The organism is Limnobacter sp. (assembly GCF_046297615.1).
Lineage (GTDB): Bacteria > Pseudomonadota > Gammaproteobacteria > Burkholderiales > Burkholderiaceae_B > Limnobacter.
In genome coordinates this window covers 62,205-78,086 of the sequence record NZ_JBKBHM010000004.1, presented here as the reverse complement: position 1 = coordinate 78,086, position 15,882 = coordinate 62,205, and the positions used below count along the sequence as shown (strand labels likewise).

16 protein-coding genes are annotated in these 15,882 nt (G+C 58.0%); 6 read left to right on the top strand and 10 right to left on the bottom strand.

The window, feature by feature from the left end; all coding sequences use genetic code 11:
- Nucleotides 1–5: 5 nt before the first annotated feature.
- Together ACK4FF_RS09710 and ACK4FF_RS09705 are read right to left on the bottom strand one after the other, a co-directional pair.
- Nucleotides 6–818, bottom strand: coding sequence for a hypothetical protein (locus ACK4FF_RS09710; RefSeq protein ID WP_409708128.1), 813 nt, complete (start codon nucleotides 816–818; stop codon nucleotides 6–8).
- Between the two features lie 102 nt (nucleotides 819–920).
- Entirely contained in the window at nucleotides 921–1,760 is an 840-nt protein-coding gene (locus ACK4FF_RS09705) for an EamA family transporter (protein ID WP_409708125.1), read from the bottom strand.
- A 197-nt stretch (nucleotides 1,761–1,957) separates the two neighbouring features.
- Between ACK4FF_RS09705 and ACK4FF_RS09700 the strand changes: the two genes are divergently transcribed.
- Genes ACK4FF_RS09700 through ACK4FF_RS09690 form a run of 3 tightly spaced genes read left to right on the top strand, consistent with a single transcriptional unit; the run spans nucleotide 1,958 to nucleotide 5,024 of the window.
- Nucleotides 1,958–3,466 (top strand): flavin-containing monooxygenase, encoded by a 1,509-nt coding sequence (locus ACK4FF_RS09700; RefSeq protein WP_409708122.1) that lies wholly within the window; start codon nucleotides 1,958–1,960, stop codon nucleotides 3,464–3,466.
- Nucleotides 3,463–4,404, top strand: coding sequence for an alpha/beta fold hydrolase (locus ACK4FF_RS09695; RefSeq protein WP_409708119.1), 942 nt, complete (start codon nucleotides 3,463–3,465; stop codon nucleotides 4,402–4,404). Before ACK4FF_RS09700 ends, ACK4FF_RS09695 begins: the two co-directional genes overlap by 4 nt.
- Nucleotides 4,404–5,024, top strand: coding sequence for a QsdR family transcriptional regulator (locus ACK4FF_RS09690; protein ID WP_409708116.1), 621 nt, complete (start codon nucleotides 4,404–4,406; stop codon nucleotides 5,022–5,024). The genes ACK4FF_RS09695 and ACK4FF_RS09690 overlap by 1 nt, the downstream gene beginning before the upstream one ends.
- Before the next feature lie 30 nt (nucleotides 5,025–5,054).
- Here ACK4FF_RS09690 and ACK4FF_RS09685 read toward each other — a convergent pair whose 3' ends face one another.
- Complete coding sequence (locus ACK4FF_RS09685) at nucleotides 5,055–5,291, bottom strand: helix-turn-helix domain-containing protein (RefSeq protein ID WP_409708113.1); 237 nt, start codon at nucleotides 5,289–5,291, stop codon at nucleotides 5,055–5,057.
- A 146-nt stretch (nucleotides 5,292–5,437) separates the two neighbouring features.
- On the opposite strand from ACK4FF_RS09685, the gene ACK4FF_RS09680 reads away from it, so the two are divergent.
- Nucleotides 5,438–6,253: a cobalamin-binding protein gene (locus ACK4FF_RS09680; protein WP_409708110.1), complete on the top strand. Its 816-nt coding sequence runs from the start codon at nucleotides 5,438–5,440 to the stop codon at nucleotides 6,251–6,253.
- A 5-nt stretch (nucleotides 6,254–6,258) separates the two neighbouring features.
- Here the strand turns inward: ACK4FF_RS09680 and ACK4FF_RS09675 are convergent, their stop codons facing one another.
- The 6 genes from ACK4FF_RS09675 to ACK4FF_RS09650 form a co-directional block, all read right to left on the bottom strand.
- On the bottom strand, nucleotides 6,259–6,621 hold the full coding sequence (locus ACK4FF_RS09675) for a hypothetical protein (RefSeq protein ID WP_409708107.1): 363 nt from the start codon (nucleotides 6,619–6,621) through the stop codon (nucleotides 6,259–6,261).
- A 160-nt stretch (nucleotides 6,622–6,781) separates the two neighbouring features.
- A complete protein-coding gene (locus ACK4FF_RS09670) occupies nucleotides 6,782–7,465 on the bottom strand; it encodes a Fe2+-dependent dioxygenase (protein WP_409708104.1) in 684 nt (227 codons plus the stop codon).
- A 36-nt stretch (nucleotides 7,466–7,501) separates the two neighbouring features.
- Nucleotides 7,502–9,736, bottom strand: coding sequence for a TonB-dependent receptor (locus ACK4FF_RS09665; protein ID WP_409708101.1), 2,235 nt, complete (start codon nucleotides 9,734–9,736; stop codon nucleotides 7,502–7,504).
- 159 nt (nucleotides 9,737–9,895) lie between these two features.
- Entirely contained in the window at nucleotides 9,896–11,389 is a 1,494-nt protein-coding gene (zwf, locus tag ACK4FF_RS09660) for a glucose-6-phosphate dehydrogenase (RefSeq protein WP_409708098.1), read from the bottom strand.
- A gap of 136 nt (nucleotides 11,390–11,525) precedes the next feature.
- Nucleotides 11,526–11,969 carry an acyl-CoA thioesterase gene (locus ACK4FF_RS09655; protein ID WP_409708095.1) on the bottom strand — a complete coding sequence of 148 codons (444 nt, stop codon included), beginning with the start codon at nucleotides 11,967–11,969 and terminating at the stop codon, nucleotides 11,526–11,528.
- 12 nt (nucleotides 11,970–11,981) lie between these two features.
- Nucleotides 11,982–12,986 (bottom strand): putative solute-binding protein, encoded by a 1,005-nt coding sequence (locus ACK4FF_RS09650; protein WP_409708092.1) that lies wholly within the window; start codon nucleotides 12,984–12,986, stop codon nucleotides 11,982–11,984.
- A 208-nt stretch (nucleotides 12,987–13,194) separates the two neighbouring features.
- Between ACK4FF_RS09650 and ACK4FF_RS09645 the strand changes: the two genes are divergently transcribed.
- Both ACK4FF_RS09645 and ACK4FF_RS09640 read left to right on the top strand, forming a co-directional pair.
- Nucleotides 13,195–14,361: a nucleotide sugar dehydrogenase gene (locus ACK4FF_RS09645; protein ID WP_409708089.1), complete on the top strand. Its 1,167-nt coding sequence runs from the start codon at nucleotides 13,195–13,197 to the stop codon at nucleotides 14,359–14,361.
- A gap of 86 nt (nucleotides 14,362–14,447) precedes the next feature.
- Entirely contained in the window at nucleotides 14,448–14,990 is a 543-nt protein-coding gene (locus ACK4FF_RS09640; RefSeq protein WP_409708086.1) for a YqaA family protein, read from the top strand.
- Here the strand turns inward: ACK4FF_RS09640 and ACK4FF_RS09635 are convergent.
- Nucleotides 14,875–15,756, bottom strand: coding sequence for a hypothetical protein (locus ACK4FF_RS09635; protein ID WP_409708083.1), 882 nt, complete (start codon nucleotides 15,754–15,756; stop codon nucleotides 14,875–14,877). The two genes, ACK4FF_RS09640 and ACK4FF_RS09635, sit on opposite strands and share 116 nt — an antisense overlap.
- Between the last annotated feature and the right edge of the window lie 126 nt (nucleotides 15,757–15,882).

Below are 15,882 nucleotides of genomic sequence, written 5' to 3'. Positions count from 1 at the left end.
CTTACTCAAGTGGCGGTTTGCTGCATCAACAGGGCGAAATCGTGGGTGCCTTGAATGGCCACGGTGTAGGCCACGCCGTCAAAACTCAACACTGTCGGGGTGCTGCTCTGCTGCGCAGCTTGTGTGGCCGCAGTCACCCCGGTCAGCGTCCATGTGTCGGTCAAACCGGTGGTTTGGTCGGTGTGGCTTACCACCACTTGAACCAACTCATCGTCAGTGGGCCCCGGGTCCGACACAGTCACCTGATAGCTGGCCAGCGCGCCTTCAAAACCCACTCGGGACAAACCTTGGCTCACCTCAACGGTTTCCGTTTGGGCCACATTCACGTCGTTGACCAAATCAATGCTGTCGCTCACCAGCAGGGTGGCCACCGAGGCGGCCGTCACTGTTGCTGTGGGCGTGGTTGTTGTTGTGGTGGTGGTTGTGGTACTGCTGTTCGATTCGCCCCCGCTGGAAATGCCCACCAAGCCGAGGCCAACAACGGGCGGTAGCCAAGACATCACCCCCGAGGGCACCGCACTGTCTTTGCCTGCAGGAAACAGGCCCTTCGCGTCCAGAGGGTCGTTGATATCGCCCGTCTCAAAGCCACGGCCACCGTCTGGTGTCCGGTTGCCTGTGAATTGGGCCACATTGATCGCATCGTTTTGTGCACCCAATTGCGCCTGTTCATCGGGAACGTCAGCCAGTTGCAGCGACAAAAGGTCGGTGTGAACGTCGCCAGGAATCTGGGTTTCAAGCCTTGGTTGTTGTTGCTGCGTTTTTGAACCAAGCTGCTTGAGCCACAGGTTCTTGAGGGGTTTGCCGGTTTTCAGTGACACGGTCGTCTCCGCGAATACAGGGTTTACGCGTCACTGTAGATCAAAAATTCCAGTGGCTTGGCTCGGTCATTCGTGATTCGGGTTTTGAATCATCAAACTGAACTAAAAAAGCCGGAAAGACGCTGCACCCAAGGCCACCAACACTGCACCGCCCATGCGTGTGGCCCGGTCTTTTTCTTTCAGCAGCGTACCGCCCAACAGCGCTGCAAACACCACTGAGCTTTCCCGAAGCGAGGCCACCGCTGGCACAGGTGCCACAGTCATGGCCCACAACACCACACCGTACGAGGTCATCGACAGCACCGAGGCCGCCACGCCACCCCGCCAGCGTTGTGCCATGTAGGCCCAGGTTGATTGGCCCCTGCGCCACAGGGCGACGCCAAGTATCAGAAATGCATCCAGAAAAAACAGCCAGGCAGTGTAAGACGCGGCACTGCCCGACGCTTTCACCCCCTGTGCATCCACCAGCGTGTAAGTGGCAATCAACACCGCATTGCCTGCGGCCCATTTCAACGAGGCCAACGGGGTGCCTGTGCGCCAAATACTCAGTGCTGCGGGCAACACCACGCCGCTGACCACCAGCACCACACCCACCATCACACCCGTGGACAGTTCGCGGCCCAAGGCCACTGACACCAGCGTCACCATGGCCGGGGCCAAGCCTCGCATCACCGGGTAAGCCAATGACAGATCACTGGCTTGGTAGGCTTTCACCAAGGCCAAAAAATAGGCCACATGCAGCAGCACCGAACAGCCCAGCCAAGGCCATGCCGCAGGGTTGGGCGCGGGCAGGAAGGGCAGCAGTGGCAAGGCCAGGGCACTGGCCACACAGGCGAAGGTGGTAGAGTCCAGCAGCTTGTCCTGCCCGGCTTTGATGAGGTAATTCCAGGCAGCGTGCATCAGGGCCGAGCCCAGGACCAAGGTGATGACCAACGCATCCATGACAGGCAAAGGGCTTGATTCAGCCCGTGACAACAAGGCCCCACAGTATGCACTGCCATGGGTTCGCTGAATTGGGGATGCGCGAAAACTGCCTGTGTCGTGAGACAGATTGACGCCCGTGTCTCATTCCTCTATGCTCAATCCACACTTCAACAGGGCGGCCTCGAGAAGCAGCCCACGACATGGCAGGAGACACCATGCAACACAGCACAGCAACTGATCTGGACATTCTCGTCATTGGTGCCGGCCTGACCGGCGTCGGCCTTGGCCATTACCTGAAAACCCAGTGCCCTGAAAAAACCTTCGCCATTCTTGAATCACGCCACGCAATTGGCGGCACCTGGGATTTGTTCCGCTACCCGGGCATCCGCTCCGATTCGGACCTGCACACCTTCGGCTACGAGTTCAAGCCATGGACCCATGAAAAGTCCATCGCCGATGCACACCTCATTCTCGATTACATCCGCGAAACAGCCCGTGAAAACCAGCTTGAGCCGCACATCCGCTTTGGCCACAAGGTCAGCTCCGCCAACTGGAATTCTCAAGCCCAGCATTGGGAGCTGACGGTCAATCTGGACGACGGTTCCAGCAAAACCCTGACAGCGCGTTGGGTGTTCTCGGCGGCCGGCTACTACCGGTATGACCAGGGCTACACCCCTGAATTGCCCGGTCTGGGCGACTTCAAGGGGCAGGTGGTTCATCCGCAGCACTGGCCCGAGAACCTTGATTACATCGGCAAAAAAGTGGTGGTGATTGGCAGTGGCGCCACAGCCGTCACGCTGATCCCCGCCATGGCGGACCGCACCGCCCACATCACCATGCTTCAGCGCACGCCCAGCTACATCATGAGCCTGCCTGCCAAAGACCCCTTGGCCAAGCTGTTCCGCAAATACCTGCCAGAGGAGATGGCGTACCGCTGGACCCGTCGCAAGAACATCATCCTGCAACGCCTGTTCTGGTTGTATTGCCAGAAGTTTCCCGACTCGGCCCGCAGCTACATCCGCAAACACATTGCCAAGCGCCTGCCCGCCGATTTCGACATGGACCGCCATTTCAACCCACCCTACAACCCCTGGGAACAGCGGCTGTGTGCGGTGCCCAATGGTGACTTGTTCAAGGCCATCCGGCATGGCAAGGCCAGCATCGTGACGGATCACATCGAGTCTTTCGATGCCAACGGCATTCGTTTGAAATCTGGTGAGCGTCTGGATGCCGACATTGTGGTCACCGCCACCGGCTTGAATATCCAACTGATGGGCGGCATCACCGCCACCCTGGACCATCAACCCGTCAACATGGCGGACTTGGTGGCCTACAAAGGCATGATGATGAGCAATGTGCCCAACTTCGTGTTTGCCATTGGTTACACCAATTCCTCATGGACCTTGAAAATCGGTTTGCTGTGCGAGCATTTCTGCCGCCTGCTCAAACACATGGACCAAAAAGGCATGGCGGTGTGTACACCGAGGCTGCCCAAAGAAGGCATGCCCACCCGACCCATCCTCGACTTTGGCGCAGGCTATGTGCAGCGTGCATTGGCCGGTATGCCCAAGCAAGGGGTTCGTGGCCCTTGGGTCATGAACATGAATTACTTTCACGATGAACGTGTGCTGCGCAATGGCCCTGTGGCCGATGAAGGGCTGCAGTTTGAGCCCGCCCGCCCAAGCCGGGCCGACAGCACTTCCAACCAGAAGGTGGCCGCATGAGCCAGGTTTTTGCACTACACCCCACCAGCTCGACTGAGGTGGTCAACGCTTCTCGGGACGAATACGCGCCCTTGTCCACCGGCATGACACTCTGCTACCGCAGCCATGGCAACGCCAGCGCGCCTGCGGTCATCCTGATTGCCGGGTTGGGCCTGCAACTGCATTACTGGCCGCAGACGCTGCTGGAGGGCTTGGTGGAACAGGGTTTCCGGGTGATCACGCTGGACAACCGCGATGTGGGGCATTCCAGCCGGCACGACTCGCCGCCTGTGACCCTGAAAGACCTGATTTTCAACCGGGGCAACCCCGCTGGCTACACCGTGACCGACATGGCACACGACGTGGCCGCCTTGATGGACCACCTGGGCATTGAATCGGCCCATGTGGCGGGCATGTCCATGGGTGGCATGATCACGCAGGAGCTGGCTGCCCACCACCCCAACCGTGTGTTGACCATGACGTCGATTTTTTCCACCACCGGCTCGCGCAGGGTGGGGCAGCCTTCCCTTAAGGGCAAGCTGACCGTGATTCGCAAACGCTCGCGCGAAAAAGCCGAGGCCATTCGCAACTACATTGACACGTCCCATTTCATTGCAGGTGGGCGCTTTCACATCGACGACACTGTGTTGGCGGACTACGCCGACAAAGCCTGGGAGCGTGGCGGTGGCCGCAAATCAGTGTTGGGTGTGTCCCGGCAGATTGGTGCCATTCTCAACAGTGGTGACCGCACAGCCCACCTGGGCCGCATCAATGCTCCTGCCTTGGTGATTCATGGCGACCGCGACCCCTTGGTCAATGTCAGCGGTGGGTATGCCACAGCCGATGCCATTCGGGGCGCCCGGCTGGTGCTGATTCCTGGCATGGGTCATTTGATCACCGACGATGTGTCACCGCTGTTGCTGGACCTGCTCACCGGCCATTTCCGCAGGGCTGCCTGATGCCCATGACCATTCGGCCCATGCCCGTGCATGGCAAAACATCCACCCGGGCTCAAGGTGCGAGCCCGGAAGATGTATTCAATGTCGCCCGTGGCATGTACATGTGCGGCGAAAAGCTGGACATGACGGAATTGTCACGCCGGGTGGGCATCGCCAGAGCGACGTTGTACCGCTGGATTGGTGACCGTGACCGCCTGATTGTGGACATACTCTGGCACAGCATGGACACGCTGTTTGCCTTCCTCGCACACACGGCGCCCACCACAGGGCCAGCCCTGGGGCAGCGGCGAATTCAACACCTGATGAATGGTGTGCTGGAAGCCATTGTTGGATCGGTGGCCTACCGGGCCTTTCTGGACCACGAAGGCAAAGAGGGGCTCAATCTGATTACTTCACCGCAGGGCCTGCATGGCCGCGTGGTTGAACGGCTGATAGACCTCGCCCAGACCGAAGTGGACGCAGGCAATTACACACCACCCGCTGACCTAACCATTCTGATCGAGTCTGCAGTCAGCCTGGTTGAACACTTCCTGTACGCGCACTTTGTCGTGGAAGGTTTCAAGCCCAAACTTGAGCATGCGAAGGTGGCCGTGGGGCTGTTGTTGAGGGAATCTGTGTAAGGCGCTTTGGCTTGTTCGATGCCATGGCCTTCATTCGTCGATGTCATTGAACAGGTCGCCTACCTGAACGCCCAAGGCTTTGGCCAGTCGTTCAATGTTGTCCAGCGAGACATTGCGGTTTTCTGCTTCCACATGGGCCACGTAGGATCTGTGTAAACCGGCCTCGAGGGCCAGTTTTTCTTGCGACACTCCCCAGGCTTTGCGCAAACGGCGAACGTTGCTGGCGAGTAGATGGCGGGCGTGACTCACGGTGTCCTGAAAATTCATGTAATGTCATAATCATGGTTTAGCACCTGAATGTAGTCACCCGTTTTTGAGTCACATTAGGGGTAATCACCAATCAATTCACCCAATAAAAATCGCATTCATCAACTGTGGCACACTGGGGGCTTCGCCAACCCCTGAGTGTTGTCATGAGCCAAGTGCCACGCGGCTTGCGCCGGATTGTTTGCCTGACCGAGGAAACCACGGAATGGTTGTATACGCTTGGGCAGCAGGACCGAATTGTGGGTGTGTCCGGGTACACCGTCAGGCCGCCAGAGGCCCGTCATGAGAAACCTCGGGTCAGCGCTTTCCTGTCCGCAAAAATTGACCGGATTCTCGAACTCAAGCCCGACTGCGTGTTTGGGTTCTCCGATCTTCAGGCCGACATTGCGTCCGCACTGATCCGTCAGGGTGTTCAGGTGTTCGTATTCAATCAGCGGTCCATCGCCGAGATCATGGACATGTTGTGGCAGGTGGCGGTATTGGTTGATGCGCGTCAACGCGGGGAAGCGCTGTTGGCGCAGTATCAAACAACCATGGACCACATCGCCGAGTCAGTCACCGCGTGGCCGCTTAAACCCCGGGTGTATTTCGAAGAGTGGGATGAGCCCTGTATCAGCGCCATTCAGTGGGTGTCTGAATTGTTGGAGCTGGCGGGCGGAGTGAACTGCTTTGACGAGTTGGCCAGGGAAAGCCTGGGCAAGAACCGCATCATCGCTGACCCAAGTGAGGTGGTGAAACGCAACCCGCAGGTGATTTTCGGGTCGTGGTGTGGCAAGAAGTTCCGTGCTGAAACCGTGGTCCAGCGGCCGGGTTGGGGCAGTATTGACGCGGTGCGTGACCGCGAATTGCATGAGATCAAGTCACCGGTGATTCTTCAGCCAGGCCCGGCAGCCCTCACCGAGGGGCTGGTGCAGATGCATCAGCACCTGGCACGTTGGGTGGATACCCATCAACACGACTAAAGGCCTCAGGCCACCCGGCGGTGGTTGCCAACAACCGAAGTTTGGCCCACAGCAGGGCGTGCAGTGGGTTGGGGTTTATTCCGTATCGCCATCTGCAACGACACCACGTTCGACTTTCCCGGCACTGGCCCCCGCACCTGGCGAATCAATTTGCCGACGCGACTCATCGAGGTATACAGCAACTCGCCCCACACCACCGAGAAACCCAGCGCAAAGCCGGCGCTGACCAGCAGTGCTGTGGCTGAAATGTCCTGCCCCAGCACTTTGCTGAGCATGTAAACACCACCGAGTTGAACAGCCAAGGTGCTCACGGTCAGCAAAGCGAGCAAACACTCTCCAATGATCAGGCTGAACTGGCGTGTGGACATGGCAAACCCCTTGATGATGCATGGTCAATATTGAACATGCGCCATGGTAAGTGAGCTTGATCCATCCGCTCAATTGGATGAATTTGCGGTTTTGTGAGTATTCGCGCCCGGAAAATTTAGAGCAACGATTCTATTTGTGGAGGCCACACAGCGGCTTGCTTCACAGTTCCGCATAGCGCCGCATAGCATTGTGATACAGGCCGGTGAGGCGAACCACTTCATCGTCGCCGGGCCCCAGTCGAGTGGACAGGCTTTGGATGCTTTGGTCCAAGTCGAACAACCATTGCCGTATGCCATCGTCACGAATCATGCTTTGTAACCAGAAGAAGGCACAGATGCGTTCACCCTGCTCAACAGGCCGCACGGCGTGAAGGCTTGTGGCCGAATACAGCACCATGTCACCTGCAGCCAACTTCACCTCTTGTGCGCCAAACTGGCCTTCAATCACCAGTTCGCCACCGTCATAGCTGGCTGGGTCCATCAAAAACAGGGTGGCGGACAGGTCGGTGCGAATGACTTGTGAGGTGCCCTTGATCGGCCTGATGGCATTGTCCACATGCACCCCGAAATGTTCGCCACCCGCGTAGCGGTTGAACAAGGGGGGGTAGATTGCTTTGGGCAAGGCAGCGGACAGAAACAACGGGTGCTTGCCCAAGGCGTGCAAGACCTGATTGCCCAGTTGCTGTGCAAGCGGGCTTAACTCCGGCAGTTGGCGATTGTGCTTGACCATGGCCGATTGTGACCCCGCCGTGGACCGGCCATCGGCCCAGTCGGCCTCCAGCAGGTGTGTGCGAAACTGCTCAACCTCGTGGGCACTGAGCACTTGGGGAATCACAATCAGCATGGTTCAAACGTCATCGTTGAATGGTGATGGCCTTGATCAGAAATCTTTGATCAGGGTCAGCGTCGCCGAACGGCCTTCTCCGACATACGTGAAAGGCGCGTTCGACCGGTACAGTGCAGTGTAATACTCTTCATCCAGCAGGTTTTGAATGTTCAAACGAACCCGCAGGTCTTTGGAGAAGCGGTACTCGGTCAGGAAGTCCAGCACCACGCTGGAATCAATGCCCCGTGCACTGGCTGTGCCGTTGGGTGTACCCCCATAAAGCTGGCCTTTGTAGGTCACCGTACCGCCAATCGACCAATTGTCATCCAGCCGGTAGCGGGTTTGAACGTTCGCACTTTTCTGGGCCACGTTGGGGAAGGGCTTGCCCACTTCAGCGGGCGTGTCCGATGCCAAGACCTCGGTGTCCAGAATGGCCAGGCCAGCGTTCACGTCCCAACCATACTGAATTTGACCGCTCGCACCCAGCTCAAAACCACGCACCTGCAGCTTGCCGATTTGGGTAAAGCCGCCGCCGCCGATCGCAGACAACACGTTCGATTTGGTGATGTCGAACACCGCTGCACTCAGCAGCAGGCGTTTGTTCAGGAACTGCCATTTGGTGCCCAGTTCAAAACTTTCATTGTGCTCTGGCTTCAAGCCGGCACCGGTGCCGCACAAACCGCCGTAGTCGCAACTGGTGGCATCCAATTGTTCGCCACTGGCATTGGATGAGGTGCTGTAACTGGCGTACACATTCCCGTTGAGCCACGGCGAGTAGGTGGCGCCTACGTGGCCGTTGAGGAATCCGTCCTTGTAACCACCGCGCGAATTGCCTTGGTAGTCATTCGGGCCAGAGTAATAGTAGTAATCGAAGGTGTCGTAACGCAGGCCACTGAACACCTCCCATTCGCTGTTCAGTTTCACCGTGTCCAGCGCGTACACCGACAGGGTGGACACATCCACTTCAGCCACGTTGGTGCCGGTGCCCAGCGTGCCACCCTGTTGCAGCCACGCGTTGTTGTTGGGGGCCTGCGGGTTGCCCGCGTTCGGGCTGCGCAGTGTGTCCGCGTAAGGAATGTTCAGCGCATTTTCTTTGGAGAACTCTGCGCCCACCACCACGTGGTGGCGGAATTTGCCCCAATCGAATTCCTTGATCCAGTTGGTCTGGTTGCCGAAGTAAGTGTTGTCCTGGTTTCGGTTCTGCGAGGTTGCACGGGCAAACACGCCGGGCGTGGCTACACCGATGGGCGTGCCAGCCGCTGGGGCAGGCGTGGCGCCCAAGCCGGGAATGGTGATCACGTATTGGTTGGTGGTGACACCATAGCGGGTGCGGTTCTCGATCTTGGAGCCATCGCCCAGGTTCCAGTCCACACCGAAGGTGAAGATGTCCGCTGCATTCTTCAGAAAGTCGCGGCCATTTTGGCCATAGTAATTGCGGCCCGGTACGGGTTTGCCGGTGATTGAATCCCAAGGCACGCCACCGTCGGGCATTTTGTCCAAGCGGTAGTAGTAGTAATCCGCAGTCAGTTTGATGTCTGAATTCAAGCGGTGGGCAATGGCAAAGGCCACGCCTTGTTTGCTCTCGTCCGCTTCGCCCCGACCGGGTATGTTTCGGTCGCTGGTCATGGCATTGAGCCTGATCTGCGTGTCATCGCTCAGCACGCGGTTCAAGTCCACCGCTGCGCGGCGTTTGTTGTCTGTGCCGACCGACAGTTCAACGGAGGAGAAGTCCAGCTCCGCTGGCTTTTTGGTGACGTTGTTGATGGCACCACCGGTGGTCCCGCGCCCTGCGAAGCTGCTGCTGGGCCCTTTGGACACTTCAATCTGCTCGACCGAGAAAATGTCGCGGCTGGTCACGCCAGGGTCACGCAGGCCGTCGATGAACACATCGCCACGGGCTTCAAAACCGCGAATGATGAAGCGATCGCCGAAAGCGTTGCCGCCTTCTCCCGTGCTGATGGTGATGCCGGGCTGAACACGGATCACGTCGGCCAGGTCAGACGCGCCGGAATCTCGGATGGCTTCCTTGGTGATGACCGAGATGCTTTTGGGGGTTTCGGCCACGGGGCGAGCGAATTTGCTGGAATCCAGCCGCTCAGCCTTGTAAGGGGAATCGGGGTTGCCATTGGGGTTGGCGCCCGCGATGGCTTTGTCTTGAACAATGACAGGTTCAAGTTGGTTTTGGGCCACTTCCTGCGCTGTTGATACTGCAGGCAGGCCAGCAAGGCTGAGTGCCACTGCGCTGGCGGTGGCCGTTCTTAGGGTTTTGGGTTGTTTGATGTGGGGCATGACGCGGGGTGGGTGACAAAGAAAGGACGCATCTTGCCATATGAAAGCAATAAAGTAAATGCAAACAATTCTCATTAATATAAGTGTTCACTAAGTTACCACGCAGAAGTTCCGCACGCCGTCAAAATTCCCCCAAGCCTGTGGCTCGGGGGAGGGGAGTCATTGGGTGTCTTCGGACCAGAGGGCACCAGCCCTCATGGCCATCGAGGTGGCTGACGGGGGGCCGTAGGTGCCACTGGTGTATTGCACGGGCTCAACGCCACGGTCACGCAATTCGGCGAAAATGCGGTCAATGAATTCCCATTGGGTTTGCACTTCATCACGCCGCAGGAACAGGCTAAGTCGGCCCCGAAGAATGTCTGTGATCAGACGTTCATAGGCATCCCGTACAGGAATTCGCCAAGTGTTGAAAAAGTCCAGGTCCAGGGACACAGGTTTGAGTCGTTCCCGCTCCCCCGGGGTTTTGGCCAGCAACTTCAACTCCAGTTTGTCATTGGGCTGTAGTTGGATGATCAATTGGTTGCCGCTCCACTGGCCACCCACGGGCTCAAACAAGGGTTTGGGCACTTCACGGAACTGGATGAGGATTTCCGCAAAACGCCGTGGCATGCGTTTGCCCGTGCGCAACAGGAAGGGAACCCCTGCCCAGCGCCAAGTTTGCACTTCGGTGCGCAACGCCACATAGGTGTCTGTACGCGAATCGGGTTTGACCCCCTTTTCTTCACGATAGCCTTGCACCGCTTGGCCACGCATGTGGCCGGGGCCGTATTGGCCGATCACAATTTCCGGCTCATTGATGGCGCGTGGCACTTTCAGAGAACGCAGCACCTTCAGCTTTTCATCGCGTAAATTGTTGGCCTCCAGCGACAGCGGGGGCTCCATGGCCACAATGGCCAGCAGTTGCAGCATGTGGCTTTGAACCATGTCACGCAGGGCACCGGTCTGCTCGTAAAACCCGGCGCGGTCTTCAACGCCCAGGTCTTCTGCCACGGTGATTTGAACGCTGGCCACATGTTCACGTGTCAACAAGGGCTCGAAAATCCGGTTGCCCAAACGCAGCGCCAGCAGGTTCTGTACGGCTTGTTTGCCGAGGTAGTGGTCGATGCGGTAAATCTGGTCTTCGTTGAATTTACTGGCGACTGCGGCTTCGATCGCCGCAGATTCAGCCGCATTGGCCCCGAGTGGCTTTTCCAGCACCAATCGCAAGTGGTTGGCATCACGCACTGAGGGCAAGCAGGCAATCAGCGCTTCAAAACGTGAGGAGGGCAGGGCGGCGTAGTGCACCACTGGCTTGGGCCCGTCGGCCACCGCCGCTTGCAGGCGAGCGCAGGAGTCGCTTTGCCCAAGGGTGATGGCGCACGTGTGCAGGTAGGGCAACAAGGCCGGCAGTTGCGCGCAAACGGACTCTTGCCCATTGCGCCTGAGAAATTCGTCCACTTGGGCCAGCGCATCTTCGGGGCTCAAGGATTCCCGCTGCGCGAAGATCAGTTTGGATTGAGGGTTGAAGTAGCCCCCGGTGGCCAAGTGGGCCAGGGCCGGGATGATTTTCCGCTTCGCCAAGTCCCCGCCCGCACCATGCAGCACAAAGGTGAAGGCACCCACCGGGTTGGGTAGCCCCTCGGCTTGCCCGGTGGTGGTGTTGTTTGAATTCATTCAGTTCTCCAGGGCTGAGCCCGCGCACAAGGTGAGTGCGCTGGCGCTCAAGCCAGGAGCAAGGTTACTGCGCAGCGGCGGCGAATACAATCACCACCGCTGGGTGCAGCTTGGTTCAGGACAAGAGGATGCAGGCTCAGTATGCCGAGCCGCTTTGGTCGACCCGCCGCCCAGGGGCGCCTAGGGCCAACTGAATACGCAAGTCCTCAGGCAGCGGGCGTTTTTCGAAGCTGTGGGCATCCACCAGCACATAGGTGATGTCAGTGACCGCCACCGGGCGGCCGCTCTCATGCGTGAACACCACCTGCAAGCTAAAACTGGTGTTGCCCAAGTGCTGGCATTGCACGCGCGCATGCAGCACTTCATCAAAGCGTGCAGGCCCCTGCCACTGCGTCAACAGTCGCACCACCTGTGTTTCGTACCCAGTGCTGCGCATGGCCTCGTAGCCACCCAGCAGCACTCGCCAAAACTCGGTCACCGCCAAGTCGGTGTAGTCGCCATAACGGGCGTTGAACACCACGCCTTGGGCATCGCACTCCGGGTAACGCACCCGGAATCTGAACTCAAATGCATCAGTCACGCGGCCCCCGGGTCAGCTTTCATTTTTGTCGGCGCATTCGCCCAGCGAGGCGTCCAGCCTGCAACGAATGCGCTTGAGCAGCTTGGTCATCTCGGGGTCATAGAAGCCTTCTTTGGTCATCTGAATACGCGCTTCACGCATCAGGACGTCGTACTTGGCGCGGTCTGCTGTTGGAATGTCCAGCCAGGCGTTGGCAGGCACGGCTTTCTCTGCCTGGTCAACCATGGCAATGGCGCGGTCGAACTGTTTGCTCATCCATTCCCGGCTTTTCTGGCCGAAACCTTCGGGAAACTTGTCTTTGCGGATGATGATGTTGGCAGTCAGTTGCACCAGGGGGAATCGATAAATGCCACCTTTGGTGCCGATGCCTTTGTACAGTTCCAGCGGTTGATACGCAATGGCTGGCGCGGCAATGATATCCACTTGGCCGTTGTTGAATTTGCTGCCAAAGTTGATCACTTCGCTGGCCACAGGCTGCGCGCCCAACTGCTGCACCATCTTGGCTTGCGATTTGTCGTAGTCCAGCACGGCAATTTTTTTGCCTGCAGCTTTTTCAACCGAGTTGATGTTGCGGTCATTCACCATCACATAGGCCGCACCAATGGGCAGAATACCCACCACTTCGAACTGCCCTTGGGTCATTTTGTCGGCCATTTTCGGGCTGGTGGTCAAATCGATGATGGTGCGCATGTGCTTGTAGGACGGCACCGCGCCAATTGAATCGATGCTGCCGACAAACTGGTTGAATTGCCTGCCCCGCAAGGCGGAGATGGCCACCACATCGCATTTGCCGGTTTTGAAGTCTTCAGCCGCCAAGCGTTCATCCACATACGCCGTCAACTCCAGCGTGGCACCCCAGGTTTTTGCGGCGATGGCGTAATCGCGCGCCTGGTTGAAGGCTGGGCCGTTTCGGCCAGCGATGTCGAAAATGCACATTTGGGTGGCAGCAGCAGAGGCTTGGGTGCAGGCCAATGCAGCCAGCGCCCCCAGAAGGATGCGGGTGGTGCGAGTTGTCATGATGGGGTCTCCGGCGGGGCTGTGTTTGGGCCAGCGTGTTGCCCCGCGTGTTGTTGTTTTGGTGCAGGCCCTTGCCAAAGCAGTATGAAGGATGCCCACAGCAAGTGCAACACGGCCAAGGCTGCGCAGATTGCATCCGTGTGACGGGTCATATTCCTGTAATCGGCCTGTGATAACCTCAATTCATGACGACAAAGGGTACACATTCATGAAAATCGCTGTTGCTGGCACAGGCTACGTGGGCCTGTCAGTGGCCACCTTGCTGGCGCAACACCATGAGGTGGTCGCCTTGGACATTGATGCACGCAGGGTGTCGCTGCTCAACGCCGGGCAAAGCCCGATTGAGGACACGGACATCAGTGAATTTCTGTCGTCTGGCCGTCTGAATTTCAGGGCCACCCTGAATGCGGAAGAGGCCTACTCCGAAGCCCGTTTTGTGGTGATCGCCACCCCCACTAATTACGACGAAGTGACGGGCACCTTCGACACCAGCAGCATTGAACTGGTGGCCCAGCAGGTGATGGCGGTGAATCCGGATGCTGTGATTGTGATCAAAAGTACAGTGCCTGTGGGTTACACCCGTGGCCTGCGCCGCCGGCTCATGACCCACAACCTGTTTTTCTCGCCGGAATTTTTGCGTGAAGGGCGCGCGTTGTATGACAACCTGAACCCCAGCCGCATTGTGGTGGGCGAGCGGTCCGAACGCGCCAAGGAGTTCGCTGCCCTGTTGTGCGAGGGTGCGCGGCAAACCGACATTCCCGTGTTGTACACCGGTTCAACCGAAGCCGAAGCCATCAAGTTGTTTGCCAACACGTATCTGGCCATGCGCGTGGCCTATTTCAATGAACTTGACAGCTACGCCCTCAGCCATGGGCTGGACAGCCGCCAGATCATTGAAGGCGTTTGCCTGGACCCCCGCATTGGCAACCACTACAACAACCCCAGTTTTGGCTACGGCGGTTATTGCCTGCCCAAAGACACCCAGCAAATGCTGGCCAACTACCGCGATGTGCCACAAAACCTGATTCAGGCAATTGTGCAGGCCAACGCCACCCGCAAAGACTTCATCGCCTACGACATTCTCGAAAGGCAACCTGACACGGTGGGCATCTATCGCCTGGTGATGAAAGCGGGCAGTGACAACTTCCGGGACAGCAGCGTGCAAGGCATCATGAAGCGCCTGAAAGCCAAGGGTGTGGAGGTCTTGGTGTATGAACCTGTGCTGAAAGATTCCCAGTTTTTCCGCAGCGAAGTGGTTCGGGATTTGTCGGAATTCAAGCAGCGCTGCCAAGTGATTGTGGCCAACCGGCATCACGATGATTTGGCCGATGTGGCCGACAAGGTTTACACGCGGGACCTCTTCACGCGGGATTAAGGCCTGCACCCCCTCACAATCCCTGTGTTCTCTGGCATGCTGTGGGCGTTTTTCAAGCAGCCCACCCCATTGCATCCGAGTTCCCCATGAGCGCAGCCAAGCCCAAATCCTATTTCGCACGCCTGTTCGAGCAGTGGGCGGGCCACCGGCTGGCCCCGGTTCTGCTGGGTGTCATCAGCTTCATTGAGGCCTCATTTTTTCCGATTCCCCCCTACGCCATGCTCATTCCCATGTGCATCGCCAAACCGGCCAAGGCTGTGTGGTTTGCTTGGGTGGGTACGCTGTCGTCCACAGCGGGTGGGGTGTTGGGTTATGCAATCGGGTATTTTGCGGCTGACTGGGCCCGCGAGCTGTTCACCAGCCTGGGCTATGCCCAAGCCTTCACGCTGACAGAAGCCTTCTTCAAAACATGGGGTGGATTGTCCATACTCATGAGCGCCATCAGCCCCTTGCCCTACAAGGTGATGACCATCACCTCAGGAATTTTCGGCATGAACCTCCCTGTGTTTATTCTCACGTCGGTTCTGGCTCGGGGTCTTCGATTCTTTGTGGCGGCACTGTCTGCTGCGAAGGTGACTCAAGTGGTTCAGAAGCGTCTGGCGACATCACCGGATACACCTGCTCCCTGATTGTCAGCTCAGGTCTGGCTGCCTCGGGTTGTGCGGCTGACTCGGTTTGTTCGGATAGCGCCGCTGGTTCGCTGGGCACCGTTGTTTGAGGTTGCGCTTCGTTGTCCACCTGCTCAAGCATGGGCAACGGTGCTTCTGCCGGCTCCACTTCAGGCATGCCGGGCAGGGCGTCTGGTGTTGGGGCCTCTTGAGGGCAAGCCTCCTCTACGCCGATTGAAAAACGCGCACGGGTCAGCCCTTCAATTTCGTGAATGGCTGCGCATGGGTCCATGTCCCGGCTTTTCAGGTACGCAATCGCCGCCATGTTCGCTCGGGTTTCTGCCACGGTCAGGTAGTCCAGAAACTCTTGTTCCCGTCCATACTTGCCCAGCAGGGTCATGAACCGAAGGTCATTGTCTTCGTCCCCCCGGTTCAGCTTGATCTGTTTGAGAATGTCGTGCCCGGTTTTTGGGTCATCGAATTGCAAATGGGTTAACTCATGCACGAACACGTACCTGAGCGCCGCCTCGGAAAGGCCATGCGCAAACTGGTCGTCCAGCACCACATGCGTGGTTTTCTGCGCGTAGGCAAACATGCGGGTTTTCTCCAGTGTCAGCCGGGCTTCCGGCTGGTTCAGGTCAGTGCGTGTCATCTCGAAGGTGGCGAGAATGTCGGGCAACTCCTGAACCGCTTCGATGCTCGGTGTGGCGCAACCCACCACAAGTGCCAGGCAGACGCCCGCCAAAAGGCAAGACAAGGCAGGCACGGCGGGTTGGCGAACAGACATGTGAATTCAAATGATGCAATGACCTCACATTGTAATGTGTGTCCATTAGAGTGCGCACGCACATAGGCGTCAACCCGCTGTCAGGGCTGCGCGTTGAACATTCCATCGGCAGCAACCACATTGAGG

Coding starts and splice junctions, on each gene's coding strand:
- ACK4FF_RS09695 (WP_409708119.1), top strand. CDS start 3,463: ATGAGCCAGGTTTTTGCACTACACCCCACCAGCTCGACTGAGGTGGTC.
- ACK4FF_RS09670 (WP_409708104.1), bottom strand. CDS start 7,465: ATGCTGATTGTGATTCCCCAAGTGCTCAGTGCCCACGAGGTTGAGCAG.
- ACK4FF_RS09705 (WP_409708125.1), bottom strand. CDS start 1,760: ATGGATGCGTTGGTCATCACCTTGGTCCTGGGCTCGGCCCTGATGCAC.
- ACK4FF_RS09675 (WP_409708107.1), bottom strand. CDS start 6,621: ATGTCCACACGCCAGTTCAGCCTGATCATTGGAGAGTGTTTGCTCGCT.
- ACK4FF_RS09635 (WP_409708083.1), bottom strand. CDS start 15,756: ATGTCTGTTCGCCAACCCGCCGTGCCTGCCTTGTCTTGCCTTTTGGCG.
- ACK4FF_RS09685 (WP_409708113.1), bottom strand. CDS start 5,291: ATGAATTTTCAGGACACCGTGAGTCACGCCCGCCATCTACTCGCCAGC.
- ACK4FF_RS09665 (WP_409708101.1), bottom strand. CDS start 9,736: ATGCCCCACATCAAACAACCCAAAACCCTAAGAACGGCCACCGCCAGC.
- zwf (WP_409708098.1), bottom strand. CDS start 11,389: ATGAATTCAAACAACACCACCACCGGGCAAGCCGAGGGGCTACCCAAC.
- ACK4FF_RS09690 (WP_409708116.1), top strand. CDS start 4,404: ATGCCCATGACCATTCGGCCCATGCCCGTGCATGGCAAAACATCCACC.
- ACK4FF_RS09640 (WP_409708086.1), top strand. CDS start 14,448: ATGAGCGCAGCCAAGCCCAAATCCTATTTCGCACGCCTGTTCGAGCAG.
- ACK4FF_RS09680 (WP_409708110.1), top strand. CDS start 5,438: ATGAGCCAAGTGCCACGCGGCTTGCGCCGGATTGTTTGCCTGACCGAG.
- ACK4FF_RS09650 (WP_409708092.1), bottom strand. CDS start 12,986: ATGACAACTCGCACCACCCGCATCCTTCTGGGGGCGCTGGCTGCATTG.
- ACK4FF_RS09700 (WP_409708122.1), top strand. CDS start 1,958: ATGCAACACAGCACAGCAACTGATCTGGACATTCTCGTCATTGGTGCC.
- ACK4FF_RS09645 (WP_409708089.1), top strand. CDS start 13,195: ATGAAAATCGCTGTTGCTGGCACAGGCTACGTGGGCCTGTCAGTGGCC.